This window comes from Tibeticola sediminis (assembly GCF_003843835.1).
Taxonomy (GTDB): domain Bacteria; phylum Pseudomonadota; class Gammaproteobacteria; order Burkholderiales; family Burkholderiaceae_C; genus Tibeticola; species Tibeticola sediminis.
Genome location: NZ_RKQL01000007.1, coordinates 1 through 12,865 on the forward strand (window position 1 = coordinate 1; position 12,865 = coordinate 12,865).

At 67.5% G+C, this 12,865-nt stretch carries 13 protein-coding genes; 1 reads left to right on the forward strand and 12 read right to left on the reverse strand.

All coding sequences use genetic code 11. From position 1 onward, the window contains the following. Positions 1-175 precede the first annotated feature (175 nt). The 5 genes from EDC62_RS12060 to purE form a co-directional block, all read right to left on the reverse strand. Positions 176-1,054, reverse strand: coding sequence for an SGNH/GDSL hydrolase family protein (locus EDC62_RS12060; RefSeq protein WP_124224077.1), 879 nt, complete (start codon positions 1,052-1,054; stop codon positions 176-178). 191 nt (positions 1,055-1,245) lie between these two features. After that, complete coding sequence (locus EDC62_RS12065; protein ID WP_124224078.1) at positions 1,246-2,208, reverse strand: IS5 family transposase; 963 nt, start codon at positions 2,206-2,208, stop codon at positions 1,246-1,248. A gap of 115 nt (positions 2,209-2,323) precedes the next feature. Further along, positions 2,324-3,331, reverse strand: a complete 1,008-nt coding sequence (locus EDC62_RS12070; RefSeq protein WP_124224079.1) for an L-threonylcarbamoyladenylate synthase — start codon at positions 3,329-3,331, stop codon at positions 2,324-2,326. 19 nt (positions 3,332-3,350) lie between these two features. After that, entirely contained in the window at positions 3,351-4,550 is a 1,200-nt protein-coding gene (locus EDC62_RS12075) for a 5-(carboxyamino)imidazole ribonucleotide synthase (protein ID WP_124224080.1), read from the reverse strand. Beyond that, positions 4,547-5,050: a 5-(carboxyamino)imidazole ribonucleotide mutase gene (gene purE, locus EDC62_RS12080; protein ID WP_124224081.1), complete on the reverse strand. Its 504-nt coding sequence runs from the start codon at positions 5,048-5,050 to the stop codon at positions 4,547-4,549. The genes EDC62_RS12075 and purE overlap by 4 nt, the downstream gene beginning before the upstream one ends. A 57-nt stretch (positions 5,051-5,107) precedes the next feature. Between purE and trxA the strand changes: the two genes are divergently transcribed. Then, complete coding sequence (gene trxA, locus EDC62_RS12085) at positions 5,108-6,067, forward strand: thioredoxin (protein WP_124224082.1); 960 nt, start codon at positions 5,108-5,110, stop codon at positions 6,065-6,067. Positions 6,068-6,110: 43 nt separating this feature from the next. Here the strand turns inward: trxA and EDC62_RS12090 are convergent, their stop codons facing one another. From EDC62_RS12090 to def, 7 genes are all read right to left on the reverse strand, one after another. After that, positions 6,111-7,007: a phosphoribosylaminoimidazolesuccinocarboxamide synthase gene (locus tag EDC62_RS12090; RefSeq protein WP_124224083.1), complete on the reverse strand. Its 897-nt coding sequence runs from the start codon at positions 7,005-7,007 to the stop codon at positions 6,111-6,113. A gap of 109 nt (positions 7,008-7,116) precedes the next feature. After that, positions 7,117-8,181, reverse strand: coding sequence for a class II fructose-bisphosphate aldolase (gene fba / locus EDC62_RS12095; protein WP_124224084.1), 1,065 nt, complete (start codon positions 8,179-8,181; stop codon positions 7,117-7,119). A 308-nt stretch (positions 8,182-8,489) separates the two neighbouring features. After that, positions 8,490-9,929: a pyruvate kinase gene (gene pyk / locus EDC62_RS12100; RefSeq protein ID WP_124224085.1), complete on the reverse strand. Its 1,440-nt coding sequence runs from the start codon at positions 9,927-9,929 to the stop codon at positions 8,490-8,492. Between the two features lie 83 nt (positions 9,930-10,012). Further along, on the reverse strand, positions 10,013-10,342 hold the full coding sequence (locus EDC62_RS12105; protein ID WP_124224086.1) for an AzlD domain-containing protein: 330 nt from the start codon (positions 10,340-10,342) through the stop codon (positions 10,013-10,015). Next, a complete protein-coding gene (locus EDC62_RS12110; RefSeq protein WP_124224087.1) occupies positions 10,339-11,160 on the reverse strand; it encodes an AzlC family ABC transporter permease in 822 nt (273 codons plus the stop codon). The genes EDC62_RS12105 and EDC62_RS12110 overlap by 4 nt, the downstream gene beginning before the upstream one ends. Beyond that, complete coding sequence (fmt, locus tag EDC62_RS12115) at positions 11,157-12,149, reverse strand: methionyl-tRNA formyltransferase (RefSeq protein ID WP_124224088.1); 993 nt, start codon at positions 12,147-12,149, stop codon at positions 11,157-11,159. Before fmt ends, EDC62_RS12110 begins: the two co-directional genes overlap by 4 nt. 98 nt (positions 12,150-12,247) lie before the next feature. Beyond that, the gene (gene def, locus EDC62_RS12120; protein WP_124224089.1) at positions 12,248-12,781 is read right to left on the reverse strand and encodes a peptide deformylase; all 534 of its coding nucleotides are present in this window, start codon (positions 12,779-12,781) and stop codon (positions 12,248-12,250) included. Positions 12,782-12,865 lie beyond the last annotated feature (84 nt).

Genomic DNA, 12,865 nt, shown 5'->3' on the forward strand with positions numbered 1-12,865 from the left:
AATCCTCGCCATGGCGCCCGCCATGGCTGTGGTTTGCGCCTTGCCCGCGCGCCCGATGACGGCCCGCACGGGCGCGCCCAACTGCCGGATTTAGGTTCAAAGCAAAAAAGCGAGCCGCGGCTCGCTTTTTTCTTGGGCTCTGGGGCCGGAGCCGCGCCAAGCGCCCCGCACCGGTTCACCAACGCCCGGTCAGCTTGTTGTAGGCCTCGACGCCGAACAGTCGGTGCGCCACCGGCGTGAGGTGCGTGGCATCGGCAAACAGCGCGCGCGTGTAGTCGATGTTCGCCGCTATCGTGCTCGCGGTGCAGGTGGTCGCGTCGGGCGTGGTGCAGGCGGCGTCGGTGACATTGACCAAACCGTAGCCCGCCGGCAAGGCATGGACCAGGTTGAAATACAAGGCCGTATCGACGTAGAGCACATTCGCGCCCAAGTCCACCGCCGAGACGAGGAAACGGTTGTTGAAGTGGATCGAGAGGTCGGTGATCGCCGAAGCCTGCCCCCGGGCCACCGCCCAGGGCGTGATGCCGAGGTTATAGACACCGGCCACCAAAACGTACTTGGCGCCTGCGGCGACGAGACGACGCACGAGGGAGGCGAGCGCATCGCCCGCTGCGCGCACGCGCGTGGTCGTGGCGTCCGAAATCCCGGTTTGGGTCACGGCGTCGATGATTTCATTCATGCCCGCACCGATGAGCACGACGTCGTTCGGACCTAGGGCATGGTTGGCCAACATCCGGTTGAGCTGAGATTCGACGCTGTTGGTCGCCCCGCTGATCCAGGCTCCCCCTTGCGCATACGACAAGCCGCCCGCAGACGCCGTCGTGATCGTCTTTTGGTAGATGCTCACGAGCTGTTGCGTCCAGATGTTGACGCTGCCGTCGTTGACGGTGTAACGAACGCCCGTCTCGCCCAAGTCGCTGAAATCATCGCCGAGGGCAAAGAACCGATCCGGCTTGAGCGCAGAGACGATGGAACTCGAGCCGCAGCCACTCAGGGCCGCCGCAGCGCCACCCGCAAGCGTGAGAAAGGCGCGACGGGAAAGGGACGGGGTCATAAGGAAGTCTCCAAGGGGAACGACCGAGTTTAAGGCAACGCTGAACAACCCCCCCAATTTCGCCCGGTCAGCGATGAGCCGAGTGCCGAGCTTGCACATCATGAGATTGGTGAGTCCAAAAGGCACCAATCCGAGCCCGATTGGACTCAATTTTGCTTGGCGCATGCGCTCTGCGCCCATTTTGGGCGCACCTATGCCATGAGGCGCTGGCGCGCGAGGAAGATGTTGGCCAAACCCAGCGCCACAAAGCAGCGCGTGGCGTTCTTTTGCAGGCCTCGGTAGCGCACTTTCGTGTATCCCCATAGCCGCTTGACCACGGCGAAGACGTGCTCGACGCGAGCACGCACCTTGGATTTGTTGCGGTTTTTCGCACGCTCGACTTCGTCGATCACACCACCTTTGCGTACGCGCTGGTTGGTGAAGTCTCGAGCGTTGGGCGCCTTGGACTCGATCAGTGCCTTCTGGCTGGCGTAGGCACTGTCTCCGTACACGCGCTGCTCGTTGCCGTGCAGCAAGTCGGGCAGCGGGTGCTTGTCGTGCACGTTGGCCGCAGTCACTACCGCGCTGTGGGCCAGCCCCGTTCGGCTGTCCACGCCGATGTGAATCTTCATGCCGAAGTACCACTGCTGACCCTTACGCGTCTGGTGCATCTCGGGGTCGCGGGTGCGCTCAGCGTTCTTCGTCGAACTCGGTGCGGCAATGATGGTGGCATCCACGATCGTGCCGGTGCCCACCTTCAACCCTCGCGCCTGCAGCACCTGGCCGACCGTGGCGAACAGTTGCTTGCCCAGCTCGTGCTGCTCCAGCAGGCGGCGGAACTTCAGCAGCGTGGTGCCGTCGGGCACACGCTCGCGGCCCAGGTCGATGCCCACGAAGCGGCGCAGTGCCGTGCTGTCCAGCAGCGCTTCCTCGCACGCTTCGTCGGCCAGGTTGAACCAGTGCTGCACGAAGTACATGCGCAGCATGCGCTCCAGCCCCACCGGCGGGCGCCCATTGCCAGGCTTCGGGTAGTACGGTTCGATCACCGCACACAACTCCTGCCACGGCACGATCTGTTCCATCGTCGCCAGAAACGCGTCGCGCTTCGTCGGCCTGCGGTACTGCTCAAATCCGGCGCCTTGATCGGCTGCCATGGCAAGGGTCTGCTGTTTCATCCACCTTCAACGCAGCAGGCCGCTCATCGGTGGACTTAATCAGCGTTGCCTTAAGGCAACGCTGAACCAGTCCCTTGCGCACCGCACACCCGGCGCCGACGCTGCTGCGAACGGTTCAGCCGCCGGTCGCCGCAGCGGCCGCACGCCGCAGGCGGTCGCGCACGCCCTCCCACGCCGGGGTGTCGGGCGGCAGCTCGACCCAGATCAGCCGTGCGCCCGCGTCGTCGAAGCCGCGCAAGGTGTCGAACAACTGCTGCGCGGCCGCGCCGGCGTCGTCGGGCATGCGCCGCGCCAGGGGCGTGGCCAGGTTCGGCAGCGCGCTGCGCGCGTAGACGGCAACCCCGGCACGCGCAGCATCGGCACCGAGCAATTCCAGCGCCGTTTGCAGCTCGCGCGCCGACATCAAGCGCACCGGCGCACGCGGCGCGTAGTGAGCGGCCAAGGTGCCACTGGCCTTGGGGGTCGCTCCCGCCTGGACTTCGTCGGGGTCGAGTATGGGCATGCCCGCCGCCGCGGCGAGCGCCTCGCGGTCGATTTGCCCGGGACGCAGCAAGACGGGCGCGCCCCGCGTGGCATCGACGATGGTCGACTCGATCCCCACCGCACACGGGCCGCCGTCGAGCACGAGCACGCGGTCCCCCAGGTCGGCGACGACATGCTCGGCGCGCGTCGGGCTGATGCGTCCAAAGCGGTTGGCACTGGGTGCCGCCAGCGCCCGGATGCCCTGCGCGGCGGCGGCGCGCAAGAGCGCCTGCGCCACCGGATGCGCAGGGCAGCGCAAGCCCACCGACGGCTGGCCCGCGGCCGCTGCCGCTGCAACTCCGGCCCGGCGGGGCAGAATCAAGGTCAAAGGCCCGGGCCAGAACGCGTCCATCAGCGCGCGCGCGAAGCCTGGGACCTCTTGCGCAAAGGCGGTGACCGCGTCGGCATCGGCGACATGCAGGATCAAGGGGTGATCGCTCGGCCGACCTTTGGCCGCATAGATGGCCGCAACGGCGTCGCCGTTCTCCGCATCGGCGGCGAGGCCGTAGACGGTCTCGGTCGGCATGGCGACGATCCCGCCCGCGCGCAGCGTGCGCACGGCGGCGTCGATCGATTCGGTCCGGGTTCCGTCGAGGATCACGGGCGTTCGCCAGCGGGACTCACCACGGCGCCATGCCCAGCAGGGCTGCCGCCCGCGCGGCGGTGGCACGCACCTCGACGGCGCTCGCGGCGGTGAAGGTCAGGTGACCCATCTTGCGCCCAGGCCGCGGCTGCAGCTTGCCGTACAAATGCAGATGCGCCCCCGGCAGCGCCAGCACCTCGGCCCAGGCGGGCGTGCGGGCACGCCCCTCACCGTCGAACCAGAGATCGCCGAGCAGGTTGAGCATCACCGCCGCGCTGTGCTGGCGCGGGGCGACCAGCGGCAAGCCGGCGAGCGTGCGCACCTGCGCCTCGAACTGCGAGAGGTCGCAGGAATCGACCGTGTGGTGCCCGCTGTTATGGGGTCGCGGCGCCATTTCGTTGGCCACCAACGACCCATCGGCGAGCACGAAGAATTCGACGCAGAGCACCCCCACGTAGCCCAGCTCGTCTGCTATTGTTTTGGCAGCATCCAGTGCCCGATTGACGCCGGGATAAGGCAGATTTCCTTCAAAAGCCTCGGTCACGGCCAAAATCCCGTCGCGGTGCAGATTGCGCTGCAGCGGGTAATGCACCGTCTGGCCGTTCCAGCCTCGCGCGACGATCACCGAGCATTCATCGACCAGCGGCAGCATGCGCTCGAGCACGCAGGGAACCGCGCCGAGTTGCCGCCACGCCTCGCCCAGCGCCGCGCGCGAGGCGACCCGAACCTGCCCCTTGCCGTCGTAGCCCAGCCGCGCGGTCTTGAGCACCCCGGGCAGCAGCGCGTCGGACACCGCCGCCAAGTCGGCCTCGGACTCGATCGCCGCCCAAGGCGCGGTGGCCACGCCGCAGCGGTTGAAGAACTGCTTTTCCTGGATGCGGTTCTGCGCGATGGCGACCGCGCGGGCGCCGGGCGCCACCGGCCGGTGCGCGCCGAGCGTGTGCAAAGCCGCCGCGGGGACGTTTTCGAACTCGGTCGTGATGGCCGAACACCGCTGCATGAGCTGCGCCAGCGCCTGCTCGTCGAGGTAGTCGGCCTGGATGTGGAAGTGGCTCACCAGGCCCGCGGGGCTTGCCGGATCGGGGTCGAGCACCGCGGTAAAGTAACCCATGGCCTGAGCGGCCTGCACGAACATGCGGCCGAGCTGCCCGCCGCCCATCACGCCCAGCGTGGTCTGCGCACCGGTGGCCGTGGTGCCTGGCAGGATGGTGGCCGCCCGCGTTGCGGTTTCGGTCATGCGGCGGCTCCGGTGGGCGGCAGCGTCATCGCGCGCGCGGCGGCGGTTTGCTCGGCACGGTAGGCCTCGAGCCGCGCCCGCAAGGCCGCGTCGTGTTGCGCCAACATGGCCACCGCGAACAGCGCCGCATTGGCCGCCCCGGCCGCACCAATCGCGAAGGTGGCCACCGGCACGCCCTTGGGCATCTGCACGATGCTGTGCAGCGAGTCCACGCCCTGCAGATGCCGGCTCGCCACCGGCACCCCGAGCACCGGAACCACGGTCTTGGCCGCGAGCATGCCCGGCAGATGCGCGGCCCCACCCGCCCCCGCGATGATGGCGCGCAGGCCGCGCGGCTGGGCGGCTTCGGCATAGGCGTACATGTCGTCGGGCATGCGGTGCGCGGAAACGACCCGCGCCTCGTGGGCGACGTCGAAGTGTTGGAGAATCTGGACTGCGTGCTGCATGGTGTCCCAGTCGGAACTGGAGCCCATGACCACACCGATGAGCGCAGCGGTCATTGAGTGCCTGTCGGAAGTTGCTTGAATTTTACGGTTACAGCCCTGAGTTACCCCACCATGATCGACGTCACCCTGGAAAACTTTGAATCCGAGGTCATCGAAGCCTCGATGACGACCCCCGTGCTGGTCGACTTCTGGGCACCCTGGTGCGGTCCCTGCCGCGCGCTCGGCCCGGTGCTCGAAAAGCTCGAAGCGGCCTATGGCGGGCGGTTCAAGCTCGTGAAAATCAATTCCGACGAGCAGCAGGAACTCGCCGGCGCCTTTGGCATCCGCAGCATTCCGACCTGCGTGCTCCTGAAGAACGGCCAGCCGGTCGATGGCTTCATGGGCGCCTTGCCCGAAGGCCAGGTGCGCGCCTTCCTCGACAAGCACGTGCCCGCGGAAACCGAGCTTGCTGCCCAGGCCGAGGCGCAAGAGGCCAAGCAGCAGCTCGAAGCCGGCGACGTCGATGCGGCCCTGCGCCGTATGGCCGACGCCTTGGCCGCCGCCCCCGAAAACGACGACCTGCGCGAGGACTATGTGCGCTTGCTCATCGAGCTCGGGCGGCTCGACGAAGCCGCCGCGGCCCTGGCGCCCGCGCTCGCACGCATTCCGGTGCCGCTGCGCTTCGAGGCTCTGGACCAATGGCTCAAAGCGCGCGAATTCGCGGCGAACGACCCTCGGGGCCAGTGGTCGATCGAACAGTTCGATGCGCGCATCGAACAAAACAAGCGCGACTTCGAGACCCGCTTTGCCAAAGCCCGGGTACTCATGAACCGCGGCGAATGGACCGCGGCGATGGACGAGTTGCTCGAAATCATCATGCGCGACAAGAAGTGGGACGACGAAGCACCGCGCAAGACCATGGTGGCGATTCTGGAACTGCTCAGCCCGCGCAAGCCAGCACAACCGGGCGCCGTCGCAGCAGGGCGCACGGCCGGCGGCATCGAGATCGCGGGCAAGGCCGCGGTCGAGCAAGACCCGCAAGCCGAGCTCGTCTCGCGCTATCGCCGCCGCCTGAGCATGGCGCTGAACTGAACCCACGCGAGCGGGCGAGGTGCCGCCCTCGCCGTGTGCGGCCTCAGGCGGTGAGGCGCTGCAGCGCCTCACGGTATTTCTCGGCGGTTTTTTCGATCACCTCGAACGGCAGGTGCGGCGCCGGCGGCGTCTTGTTCCAGGGCTGGCCGTGGATGCGCACCTGCTCGAGCCAGTCGCGCAAAAACTGCTTGTCGAAACTCGGCGGGTTGCTGCCCTCGGCGTAGCTCTCGAGCGGCCAGTAACGCGAGGAGTCCGGAGTCAGCACCTCGTCCATCAGCACCACCGTACCGTCGCGGTCGAGGCCAAACTCGAACTTCGTGTCGGCGATGATGATGCCCTTGGTCAGCGCAAAGTCGGCCGCCGCGCGGTAGAGCGCAATCGACAGTTCACGGATGCGCGCGGCGTGCTCGGGCCCGATCATCTCCACCGTGCGCTCATAGCTGATGTTCTCGTCGTGCTCACCGACCGCCGCCTTGGCCGCCGGCGTGTAAATTGGCTCGGGCAAACGGGACGCGTTTTTCAAGCCCGGCGGCAGCGGCACACCGCAGACAGCGCCATGCTCCTGATACTCCTTCCACCCACTGCCCGCGAGGTAGCCGCGCACCACGGCTTCGACCGGAAGCGGCGTGAGGCGCTTCACCAGCATGGAGCGACCCCGGACTTGATCGACCTCGTCCGGGGCGACCACGCGCTCGGGCGACTCGCCCGTGAGGTGGTTGGGGCAGATGTGGCGCAGCTTGTCGAACCAGAACAAGGCCATCTGGGTCAGCAAGACGCCCTTGCCCGGGATGGGCTCGCCCATGATGACGTCGAAGGCGCTGATCCGGTCGGTGGCCACCATCAGGATGCGGTCGTCGCCGACCGCGTAGTTGTCGCGCACCTTGCCGCGCGCGAGCAGCGGCAAGGAATGGAGGCTGGAGGTGTGCAAGGCGGTGGTCATGTGAGCGAGCTGAAAAATGAAGAGGCCCGACGCAAGCGCCGGGCCCCGAAATTATCGCCCTGCCGGGCGCAACGCCCGTATCGGCGTGCGCCCGCAGGGATGGACTCCCTCAATGCACGACCTGTGCGAGCTCACCACGGGCATAGCGCTCGGCCATCACGGACAGCGGCAGGCCTTTGATCTTCGGGCCCTGGCCTTCGCAGCCGAATTCGAGATAGCGCTGCTTGCAGATGGCCCGGGCGGCCTCGCGCGCAGGCTTCATCCATTCGCGCATGTCGAATTTCTCGGGGTTTTCGGCGAGGAACTTGCGCACCGCACCGGTCATGGCCATGCGGATGTCGGTGTCGATGTTGATCTTGCGCACGCCATGCTTGATGGCCTCTTGGATCTCGGCCACGGGCACTCCCCAGGTTTGCTTCATCTGTCCGCCGTAGCTGTTGATGAGCGTGAGCAGATCCTGCGGCACGCTGGAGCTGCCGTGCATGACGAGATGCGTGTTCGGGATGCGCGCGTGGATCTCCTTCACGCGGCTGATCGCCAGCACGTCGCCGGTCGGTGGGCGCGTGAATTTGTAGGCGCCGTGGCTCGTTCCGATGGCGATGGCCAGCGCGTCGAGCTGCGTGGCTTCGACGAAACGGGCGGCCTCCTCGGGGTCGGTCAAGAGCGCCGAATGGTCGAGCTTGCCCTCGGCGCCGATGCCGTCCTCCTCACCGGCCAAGCCCGTCTCGAGCGAGCCCAGACAGCCGAGTTCCCCTTCGACGGTGACGCCGACCCGGTGCGCCATTTCGACCACTTCGCGCGTGACCCGAACGTTGTAGTCGAAGCTCGAAGGCGTCTTGCCGTCCTCCAGGAGCGAACCGTCCATCATCACCGAGCCGAAACCCAGCCGGATCGCGCCTTCGCACACCTTCGGGCTGGTGCCGTGGTCCTGGTGCATCACCAGGGGGATGTGCGGCCAGGCTTCGGTTGCCGCTTGGATCAGGTGCTTGATGAAGCTCTCGCCCGCGTATTTGCGCGCGCCAGCGCTCGCTTGCAGGATGACGGGGGCGCCCACCTCGTCGGCAGCCGACATGACGGCCTGCACCTGTTCGAGGTTGTTGACGTTGAAGGCCGGGATGCCGTAGCCGTGCTCGGCCGCATGGTCGAGCAGTTCGCGCATGGAGACGAGAGCCATGGGGAAGTCCTGTCGCTTGGAGGTTCTTGAAACGCCGGCAGCGCCGACGCGCCGCTGCCGCCCTTCGGTTTCGCCAGAAACCAGAAAAATTCTAGGGCAACGCTGAATCAGTTCCTGCGATGGCGCGCGCCCGGCCGCGGGATGGGATGCGAGGCGCAAACCGCAGCCATAGCCGAAGCTATGGCGAGGATTTGCAACGAAGCAGACCGCCCGCAGCTGGGATGCGCGACGCGCGAGGGACTGGTTCAGCGTTGCTCTGGCGCCAGGCCCCGACGCCGGACTGACGGCGGCATGTCCCGCCGCTGCGATTACGCCGCCCGGCAGACCTTGAGCATGTTGGTGCCGCCCGGGCTGCCCATGGGCTCGCCGCAGGTGATGGCGTACACCTCGCCGGAGGCGATGATGCCGCGGGTCTTGAGCAGTTCCTCGGCCTGCGCGAAGGCGGTGTCGCGGTCGGCGCTGGCGTTCATGAGCAAGGCCGTGACGTTGCGAAACAGCGCCATGCGCCGCTGCGTAGCCAGCCGCGAGGTCAGGGCGTAAATCGGGATGTGCGTGCGGTGGCGACTCATCCACAACGCAGTGGCACCCGATTCGGTGAAGGCCACGATCGCGCGCGCGCCCAGGGCATGTGCGGTGAACAGCGCACCCATGGCGATGGACTGGTCGATGCGGCTGAGCTGCTGGTTGTTGAAGTCCGCATCGAGCGCGCCGTGCTCAATCTGGTCGGCCTGCTCGGCGGCGGCGCAGATCTTGGCCATCTCCTGCACCGTCTCGAGCGGGTAGCGGCCCGCGGCGGTCTCGGCGCTGAGCATGACCGCGTCGGTGCCGTCCAGCACCGCATTGGCCACGTCGCTGACCTCCGCGCGCGTGGGCACGGGGTTGGTGATCATGCTCTCCATCATCTGCGTGGCGGTGATGGCGAGCCGGTCATGGCTGCGCGCAAGGCGGATCATGCGCTTTTGCAAGGCCGGCACCGCGGCGTTGCCCACCTCGACGGCGAGGTCGCCGCGCGCGACCATGATGCCGTCGCTCGCCAGAATGATGGATTCGAGCGCCGGAATCGCCTCGGCCCGCTCGATTTTGGCGATCAGCCCGGTGCGGTGCCCACCCCGTGCGGCCGCGTCGCACAGCCGCCGTGCGAGCTGCATGTCCTCGGCGCTCTTAGGGAAGCTAACCGCGATGTAGTCGGCGTCGAAACTCATCGCGGTGACGATGTCTTCGCGGTCCTTGTCGGTGAGGGCGGGCGCGGTGAGTCCGCCGCCCTGCTTGTTGATGCCTTTGTTGTTGGAGAGCTCCCCGCCGACCTTGACGACGGTGTGCACCCGTGAACCCTCGACCGACACCACGTCGAGCACGATGAGCCCGTCATTGAGCAAGAGTACGTCGCCGGGCCGCACATCCCGCGGCAGTTCCTTGTAGTCGAGTCCGACGCCGTGCTCGTCACCGGGCTCGCTGCGCTCGGCGTCGAGCACGAAGGGCTGCCCCGGCACGAGCTGAACCTTGCCCGCCGCGAACTTGCCGACGCGAATCTTCGGCCCTTGCAGGTCGGCCATGATGGCGACTTCCCGCCCGACGCGCGCCGACGCCTCGCGCACCCGCTGCGCCCGGTCGATGTGGTCCTGTGCCGAGCCGTGGCTGAAGTTGAGCCGCACCACGTCGACCCCGGCACGAATCATGGCTTCGAGCATTTCCGGCGTGTTCGACGCCGGGCCGAGGGTGGCGACGATGCGGGTGGCGCGCAAGGACATGAATGTCTCCTTCGTTGTTGTACTGGGATGAGTATTTTCACCCGTAAAAGTGTCGCGCGGGTGACAGCGACCGCAGGGGCGGCTTACCATCCGAGTCCGATGTGCAAGGGTAGGTAAACGGTCATCCCCAGCACGATGGTGCCCAGGATGTCGCGGCGCCAAAAATAGTAGGCGAGCGCCACGAGCACCGCCGGCGGTCGGGCATCGCGCCAGGTGTCGAGCAGCTGCCCGTGGCTCATCAGGATCTCGGGGGCGATCACGGCGACCAACGCGGCCAGCGGCGCGTAGGCCAAGCCGCGACGCAACCAGCCCGGCATCGGCAGCTCGCGGCGCGAAATGAAAAAGAAACTCCGCGTGACGACGCTGATCACCGCCAAGCCGACGATCGCCACACCGACGGTCCAGGGGTTCATGGTCCGGCCTCCTCTGCCGCAGAGCCGCCCGGCCGGGCGCCCTGCGGCGCAGCCCCCCGATGCGGGCGTGCGCCCCGGATCTGTCGTTCCGCCGCTTCGGCCGCCAAGCCAGCGGCCACCGCCGCGACGATGGCAACGACGATGTTGAGTCGCAAGGGCAGCGCCGAGGCCGCGATCGCCGCCGTTGCCGCCACGGCGGCGGCCACCCAGGCCGGTCGGCTCTGCAAGAGCGAGGCCGTCACGCCCAGCAACGCGAGCACGCCCGCAAATCCCAAACCCCAGCGCGCGGGCACCGAATCGGCCAGCACGATGCCGAGGATGGACAGGGTCTGCCAGGCGGTCCAGTTCACCACGACGCCTCCCCAGAAATACGGCAACTGCTCGGCGCTGGGTCGCGGCTCGGGAAAACGGCGCATGAACAGCACGTAATTGAGATCGCCGCTGAAGTACCCCAACATCATCCGATAGGGCCGCGGATAGGGCAGGAAATACGGTCGCCAGATGGCGCTGAAGATCACGAAGCGCAGATTCACGCAGGTCGCCGCCGCCCAGACGACCCAAAGCGGCGCGCCCGAGGCCAGCAGCGGCAGGGCCGTGAGTTGCGCACTGCCTGCAAACACCGCCAAGGACATGAACAGGGCCAAGGGCACCGACAAGCCGCTTTGCACCATCGCGACCCCGGTCACCAGCGCCCAAGCCCCGAGACCCAGCGCCACGTGGGCAATGTCCGCCGCGCCGCGCCGAAAGTCTGGATGCGTGACGATCGCCCGCCAGGTCGGCGGGCGCAGGGCTCGCAGCGGCGTAGCCTCGACGCTCATGCCGGCTCGAAGCGCTGCCCCGCCACGAGCGGATGGCCCTGCAGGAAGGCCGCGGCCCCAAGCCGCCGCCCGCCCGGGCGCTGCAGTTCGATGATGCGCAGCACGCCTTGCCCGCACGCGACGCGGATTCCGTCGGCATTGGCGGACAAAATCTCGCCTGGGCCGGCGGAAACTGGGGTCTCGGCGCTATCGATTTGTGACTTCCAAATCTTCAAGTGCTGCCCCCCGATCATCGCGCCGACGCCGGGAAACGGGTCGAAGGCGCGCACGCGGCGCTCGATCTGCACCGCCGACTGCGTCCAATCCACACGGCTTTCGGCCTTGTCGATCTTGGGCGCATAGCAGGCGCCCGCTTCGGGCTGAGGGCGAGGCTCGAGCCCGCCCTGCGCCAGCGCCTCGAGCCCTTCGACGATGGTTCGTGCGCCCAAGTCCGCCAAGGCATCGTGCAAATGCGCCGCGGTGGCATCGGGCGGAATCGGCAGGCGCCGCATCAACAACACCGGGCCGGTGTCGAGGCCCGCATCCATCTGCATCAGCGTGATACCGGTCTCGGCGTCGCCCGCCTCGATCGCGCGTTGGATCGGCGCCGCGCCCCGCCAGCGCGGCAGCAGCGACGCGTGGATGTTGATGCACCCCCACCGCGCGCGCCCGTCCGAACGCGGTGCGGCCATGAGGTCGAGCACCCATTGCGGCAAGATCAAGCCATAGGCCGCGACGATCATCGCATCCGCATCGGCGGCCTCGATCGCCGCGCGCGCGGCCGCCGCATCCTCGGGAAATTTGCCCTCGAGCCGCAGGCTGCGCGGCTGCGCCACCGTCACACCGTGCGCCAGCGCCCATTGTTTGACCGCCGAAGCTTGCAACTGCAGACCACGACCGGCAGGACGGTCGGGCTGGGTCAGCACCAGGCGAATCTCGTGCCCGGCGCGATGCAAGGCGTCGAGCGCCGAGCGGGCAAACTCCGGCGTGCCGGCAAAAATCAGGTTCATCGAAACTCGCGGCAGTGGATGGGTCGAAGCATCGGTCCCGAAGCGGCTACGGCGGAGCGGCTGGGCGATGCGGTGAAAAGAACTGGGGCAGCGCTGCCTTAGGCCCGCACCGGCTCGCGGCGCTCGCGCTCTTCCTCGCGTTGCTGTTTGAGGAGCTTGGCCTTGATGCGGTTGCGCTTGAGCGGCGAGAGGTACTCGACGAACACCTTGCCGAGCAGATGGTCCAGCTCATGCTGGATGCAGACCGCGAGCAGGCCCTCCGCCTCGATCGTCCGCCGTTGCCCCTCGGCATCGTGGGCCTCGACCCGCACGGCTTGCGCGCGCTCGACCCCATCGTAGATTCCCGGCACCGACAGGCAGCCTTCGTCGCTGCGCACACGCTCCGGACTCATCCAGACGATGTCGGGGTTCACGAGCACCAGCGGCTGGTTGCGCTCTTCCGAGACGTCGATGACCACCACCCGAACATGACGATCGACCTGCGTGGCGGCAAGCCCGATGCCGTGCGCGGCATACATCGTCTCGAACATGTCCGCGACCAAGCGGCGCAAGTCTTCGTCGAAACGCTCGACGGGCCGCGCCACCGTGTGCAGCCGGGGATCGGGGTAACGGAGGATGGGAAGCTGTGCCATGGAAAATGTCCGCCAGCATCCGGCCACGGGCCCGGAGACTTTGCGGGTGGAAAGCGAAAAACGTTGGTATTTTCGCGACTTTTG

Excerpts from the sequence above, each read along its gene's own strand:
- EDC62_RS12060 (WP_124224077.1), bottom strand. The coding sequence starts at position 1,054 with ATGACCCCGTCCCTTTCCCGTCGCGCCTTTCTCACGCTTGCGGGTGGC.
- EDC62_RS12065 (WP_124224078.1), bottom strand. The coding sequence starts at position 2,208 with ATGAAACAGCAGACCCTTGCCATGGCAGCCGATCAAGGCGCCGGATTT.
- EDC62_RS12075 (WP_124224080.1), bottom strand. The coding sequence starts at position 4,550 with ATGACCGAAACCGCAACGCGGGCGGCCACCATCCTGCCAGGCACCACG.
- purE (WP_124224081.1), bottom strand. The coding sequence starts at position 5,050 with ATGACCGCTGCGCTCATCGGTGTGGTCATGGGCTCCAGTTCCGACTGG.
- trxA (WP_124224082.1), top strand. The coding sequence starts at position 5,108 with ATGATCGACGTCACCCTGGAAAACTTTGAATCCGAGGTCATCGAAGCC.
- EDC62_RS12090 (WP_124224083.1), bottom strand. The coding sequence starts at position 7,007 with ATGACCACCGCCTTGCACACCTCCAGCCTCCATTCCTTGCCGCTGCTC.
- fba (WP_124224084.1), bottom strand. The coding sequence starts at position 8,181 with ATGGCTCTCGTCTCCATGCGCGAACTGCTCGACCATGCGGCCGAGCAC.
- pyk (WP_124224085.1), bottom strand. The coding sequence starts at position 9,929 with ATGTCCTTGCGCGCCACCCGCATCGTCGCCACCCTCGGCCCGGCGTCG.
- EDC62_RS12105 (WP_124224086.1), bottom strand. The coding sequence starts at position 10,342 with ATGAACCCCTGGACCGTCGGTGTGGCGATCGTCGGCTTGGCGGTGATC.
- EDC62_RS12110 (WP_124224087.1), bottom strand. The coding sequence starts at position 11,160 with ATGAGCGTCGAGGCTACGCCGCTGCGAGCCCTGCGCCCGCCGACCTGG.
- fmt (WP_124224088.1), bottom strand. The coding sequence starts at position 12,149 with ATGAACCTGATTTTTGCCGGCACGCCGGAGTTTGCCCGCTCGGCGCTC.
- def (WP_124224089.1), bottom strand. The coding sequence starts at position 12,781 with ATGGCACAGCTTCCCATCCTCCGTTACCCCGATCCCCGGCTGCACACG.